The 4,742-nt window shown below is 69.9% G+C and carries 4 protein-coding genes and 1 pseudogene; all 5 read left to right on the forward strand.

What is annotated here, in order from left to right; genetic code table 11:
• Positions 1 to 73 precede the first annotated feature (73 nt).
• Positions 74 to 1,720: a peptide ABC transporter substrate-binding protein gene (locus ADY01_RS32975; RefSeq protein WP_049580424.1), complete on the forward strand. Its 1,647-nt coding sequence runs from the start codon at positions 74 to 76 to the stop codon at positions 1,718 to 1,720.
• A gap of 5 nt (positions 1,721 to 1,725) precedes the next feature.
• Positions 1,726 to 2,649 (forward strand): ABC transporter permease, encoded by a 924-nt coding sequence (locus ADY01_RS32980; protein WP_049580425.1) that lies wholly within the window; start codon positions 1,726 to 1,728, stop codon positions 2,647 to 2,649.
• On the forward strand, positions 2,642 to 3,589 hold the full coding sequence (locus ADY01_RS32985; protein ID WP_049580426.1) for an ABC transporter permease: 948 nt from the start codon (positions 2,642 to 2,644) through the stop codon (positions 3,587 to 3,589). Before ADY01_RS32980 ends, ADY01_RS32985 begins: the two co-directional genes overlap by 8 nt.
• A gap of 41 nt (positions 3,590 to 3,630) precedes the next feature.
• The gene (locus ADY01_RS32990; RefSeq protein ID WP_049580427.1) at positions 3,631 to 4,608 is read left to right on the forward strand and encodes an ABC transporter ATP-binding protein; all 978 of its coding nucleotides are present in this window, start codon (positions 3,631 to 3,633) and stop codon (positions 4,606 to 4,608) included.
• A pseudogene (locus ADY01_RS38640) lies at positions 4,604 to 4,742 on the forward strand (peptide ABC transporter ATP-binding protein); the annotation flags it as partial. The gene ADY01_RS32990 and the pseudogene ADY01_RS38640, both read left to right, overlap by 5 nt.

Below are 4,742 nucleotides of genomic sequence, written 5' to 3' on the forward strand. Positions count from 1 at the left end.
GGTTGAGGGCGCGGGGGGGATATAAGCGGTTTTATTACTCCTGAGCCCGGCTCTCCAAGCCCGAGGAGTCTCGATGAGGAAGTCAAGCCGCCTACGCGTCCGCCTGTGCAGCGTCGTCGCCGGCGTGACGGCCCTCGCCCTCGCAGCCGCGGCGTGCGGCGGAGGCGGCGACGGGGGGAGCGGGAGCGGCGGGATGATCCGCGCCTCGTGGGGGGACCCGCAGCACCCCCTGGAGCCGGCGAACACCAACGAGGTGCAGGGCGGCAAGGTCCTCGACATGATCTTCCGGGGGCTCAAGCGGTACGACCCGGAGACCGGCGAGGCCGAGGACGCGATGGCCGAGTCCATCGAGACGGACGACCAGCGGAACTTCACGGTCACCATCAAGGACGGCTGGACGTTCAGCGATGGCAGCGAGGTCACCGCCCAGTCCTTCGTGGACGCCTGGAACTACGGCGCCCATGTGGAGAACGCGCAGGTCGCCAGCTATTTCTTCCAGTTCATCGACGGCTACGAGGAGGTCCACCCCACCGAGGAGGGCTCCCGCCCGACGGCCGACACGCTCAGCGGCCTGAAGGTCGAGGACGACCGCACGTTCACCGTCCGCCTCAGCGAGCCGTTCTCCCTCTGGCCCGAGACGCTCGGCTACGCGGCCTACGCGCCGCTGCCCAGGGCGTTCTTCGACGACCACGACGCCTGGCTGGAGAAGCCGGTCGGCAACGGGCCCTACCGGATCGACTCCTACCGGCCCAGCCAGTCCATGACCCTGGTGCGCAACGAGAAGTACGCCGGCGCGGACAAGCCCCGCAACGACGGGGTCGAGCTCCGCGTCTACACGGACAACAACACCGCCTACACCGACCTCCAGGCCGGCAACCTGGACCTGATCGACGACGTCCCCGCCTCCCAGCTGGGCAACGCCGAGCGCGACCTCGGGGACCGCTACATCAACCAGCCCGCCGGCATCATCCAGACCGTCTCCTTCCCGCTCTACGACGAGGACTGGCAGGGCGCGGACGGCCGCAGGCTGCGGCAGGGCCTGTCGATGGCGATCGACCGCGAGCAGATCACCTCGCGCATCTTCCACGACACCCGCACCCCCGCGAGCGACTTCACCTCGCCCGTCCTCGGCGACTCGGGCGGCTTCGACAAGGGCCTGTGCGGCGACGTCTGCACCTTCGACCCCGACCGGGCCAGGGAGCTGATCGACGAGGCCGGCGGCCTGCCGGGCGGCAAGGTGACCATCACGTCGAACGTGGACACCGGCTCGCACCGCCAGTGGATGGACGCCGTCTGCAACAGCATCAACAACGCGCTGGACACGTCGAACGCCTGCACCGTCAATCCGGTGCCGACCTTCGCCGACTTCCGCAACCAGATCACCGGGCACGAGATGACCGGCATGTTCCGCACGGGCTGGCAGATGGACTACCCGCTCATCCAGAACTTCCTCCAGCCGCTCTACTACACCGACGCCTCCTCCAACGACTCCGGCTACAGCAGCGACGAGTTCGACGGGCTGATCGACGAGGCCAACGCCCAGGCCGACGAGGGGCGGGCGGTCTCCACCTTCCAGGACGCCGAACGGGTCCTCGTCGACGACCTCCCCGCCATCCCGCTCTGGTACCAGAACGGCACCGCGGGCTTCGCCGAGCGCCTGAGCGACGTGAAGCTCAACCCGTTCTCCGTGCCCGTCTTCACCGACATCAAGGTGAGCTGACGCGCATGGGGCGCTACGTCATCCGACGCCTGCTCCAGATGATCCCCGTCTTCGTCGGCGCCACCTTCCTCATCTTCGTGATGGTGTACGCGATCGGCGACCCGGTCTCCGGGCTCTTCGGCGACCGCGGCCCCGACCCGGCCACGGCCCAGGCGCTGCGCGAGGAGTTCAACCTCGACAAGCCCCTGTGGCTCCAGTACGTGCTCTACATGGGGAAGATCTTCACCGGCGACTTCGGCACCGCGTTCAACGGCCAGCCGGTGACCCACCTCATGGAGCACGCCTTCCCGATCAGCTTCCGGCTGATGCTGGTCGCGCTCGTCTTCGAGGTGATCCTCGGCATCACCCTCGGCGTCATCACCGGCCTGCGCCGCGGCCGTTCGGTCGACACCTCGGTGCTGGTGCTCACGCTGGTCGTCATCGCCGTCCCCACCTTCGTCCTGGGCACCACCGCGCAGTACTTCCTCGGCGTCGAACTCGGCTGGATCGAGCCGGCCGTCAGCCCCGACCCCCGCGTCGACGAGCTGATCGTCCCCGGGCTGATCCTCGCGCTGGTCTCGCTCGCCTATGTCACCCGGCTCACCAGGACCTCCGTCGCCGAGAACACCAGGGCCGACTACATCCGCACCGCCGTGGCCAAGGGACTGCCGCGCCGTCGGGTGACGCTGCGCCACCTGCTGCGCAACTCCCTGATCCCCGTGGTCACCTACCTCGGCGCCGACATCGGCACCCTGATGGCCGGCGCGATCGTGACCGAGCGGATCTTCAACATCCAGGGCGTCGGCTTCCAGCTCTTCCAGGGCATCCTGCGCCAGAACTCGCCGACCGTCGTCGGCTTCGTGGTCGTCCTGGTGCTGATCTTCCTCCTCGCGAATCTGGCCGTCGACATCCTCTACGCCGTGCTCGACCCGAGGATCCGCTATGTCTGACGCGATGTCCGCGCCGCCGCCCATGGAGGCCCAGGAGGACAACGCCGCCAAGGGGCTCACCGCGGGCGCCTCCCAGCCCGAGCCGGGCGCCGCCCGCGGCCTGTGGAGCGACGCATGGCACGACCTGCGCCGCAACCCGATCTTCCTCGTCTCCTCGCTGCTCATCGTCTTTCTCATCGTGATCGCCCTGTGGCCGAGTCTGATCGCCGCCGGTGACCCGCAGCGCTGCGACCTGTCCCGCTCGCTCGAAGGGCCCACGGCGGGACACTGGTTCGGCTTCGACACCCAGGGCTGCGACGTCTACACCCGCACCGTGTACGGGGCCCGCGCCTCCATCGCGGTCGGCCTGTGCGCCACCCTGGGCGTGACCCTGGTCGGCGCGGTCGTGGGCGGCCTCGCCGGGTTCTTCGGGGGCTTCTGGGACGCGCTGCTCTCCCGGCTGACCGACGTCTTCTTCGGCGTCCCCGTGGTGCTCGGCGCCATCGTCTTCCTGTCGATGATCTCGCTCACCGGCATCTGGCCCGTGGTCCTGGTCATCGCGGCGCTCAGCTGGCCGCAGATCGCCCGCATCACCAGGGGAGCGGTCATCACCGCGAAACAGAACGACTACGTCCAGGCCGCCCGCGCGCTCGGCGCGGGCAACGGGCGCATGCTGCTGCGCCACATCCTGCCCAACGCCGTCGCCCCCGTGATCGTGATGGCGACCATCATGCTCGGCACGTTCATCGCGCTGGAGGCCACGCTCAGCTACCTCGGCGTCGGCCTGCGCCCGCCCACGGTCTCCTGGGGCGTCGACATCTCCGCCGCCTCCGACGGCATGCAGTTCCGCAACGCGCCCCACATCCTGCTCTATCCGGCCGCCGCGCTGAGCCTCACCGTGCTGGCCTTCATCATGCTCGGCGACGCCGTCCGCGACGCGCTCGACCCCAAGCTCCGCTGAACCCACACCCCACAGGACCGAGGCAGGGAGGACGGGCCGCCATGCTGCTCGAAGTCAGGGATCTGCGCGTCGAGTTCGTCACCAGGGACGGCGTCGTCCGGGCCGTCAACGGCGTGGACTACGCGGTGGACGCGGGCGAGACGCTCGCGGTGCTCGGCGAGTCGGGGTCCGGCAAGTCGGTCACCGCGCAGGCGGTGATGGGCATCCTGGACAGCCCGCCGGGCCGCATCGCCGGGGGCCGCATCCTCTTCCAGGGCCGCGACCTGCTCACCCTCGGTCGCGAGGAGCGGCGCCGGGTGCGCGGCGAGCGGATGGCGATGATCTTCCAGGACGCGCTGTCCTCCCTCAACCCGGTCCTCACGGTGGGGTTCCAGCTCGGCGAGATGTTCCGCGTGCACCGGGGGGCCTCGCGGGCGGAGGCGAGGGCCCGGGCGGTCGGGCTGATGGAGCGGGTCGGGATCCCGGCCGCCAGGGAACGGGTGAACGACTACCCGCACCAGTTCTCGGGCGGCATGCGGCAGCGCATCATGATCGCGATGGCGCTGGCGCTGGAGCCGGCGCTGATCATCGCCGACGAGCCGACCACCGCGCTGGACGTCACCGTGCAGGCCCAGGTGATGGACCTGCTCGCCGAGTTGCGGCGGGAGTACGACATGGGACTGATCCTGATCACCCATGACCTCGGCGTGGTCGCCGACGTGGCCGACCGGATCGCGGTGATGTACGCGGGGCGCATCGTGGAGAACGCGCCCGTGAAGGAGCTCTACGCGCGCCCGGCGCACCCCTACACCAGGGGGCTGCTGGACTCCATCCCGCGCCTGGACAGCAAGGGCAAGGAGCTGCGGGCCATCAGGGGCCTGCCGCCCAACCTGCTGCGGATCCCGCCCGGCTGCCCGTTCCACCCGCGCTGTCCGCAGGTCAGGGAGGTCTGCCGCGAGGACCCCCGCCCCCCGCTGTACGAGGTCGGCGAGGGGCGTTCGAGCGCGTGCCACTTCTGGAAGGAGACGGTCGGTGAGTGAGCCGATTCTCCAGGTCCGCGGCCTGGTCAAGCACTTCCCGCTCACGCGCGGCATCGTCTTCCGCCGCCAGGTGGGCGCGGTGCGGGCGGTCGAGGGCGTCTCGTTCGACCTGGGCGCGGGGGAGACGCTGGGGA

It is taken from the genome of Streptomyces sp. SBT349 (assembly GCF_001083795.1).
Lineage (GTDB): Bacteria > Actinomycetota > Actinomycetes > Streptomycetales > Streptomycetaceae > Streptomyces.

Excerpts from the sequence above, each read along its gene's own strand:
- ADY01_RS32975 (WP_049580424.1), top strand. The coding sequence starts at position 74 with ATGAGGAAGTCAAGCCGCCTACGCGTCCGCCTGTGCAGCGTCGTCGCC.
- ADY01_RS32980 (WP_049580425.1), top strand. The coding sequence starts at position 1,726 with ATGGGGCGCTACGTCATCCGACGCCTGCTCCAGATGATCCCCGTCTTC.
- ADY01_RS32985 (WP_049580426.1), top strand. The coding sequence starts at position 2,642 with ATGTCTGACGCGATGTCCGCGCCGCCGCCCATGGAGGCCCAGGAGGAC.
- ADY01_RS32990 (WP_049580427.1), top strand. The coding sequence starts at position 3,631 with ATGCTGCTCGAAGTCAGGGATCTGCGCGTCGAGTTCGTCACCAGGGAC.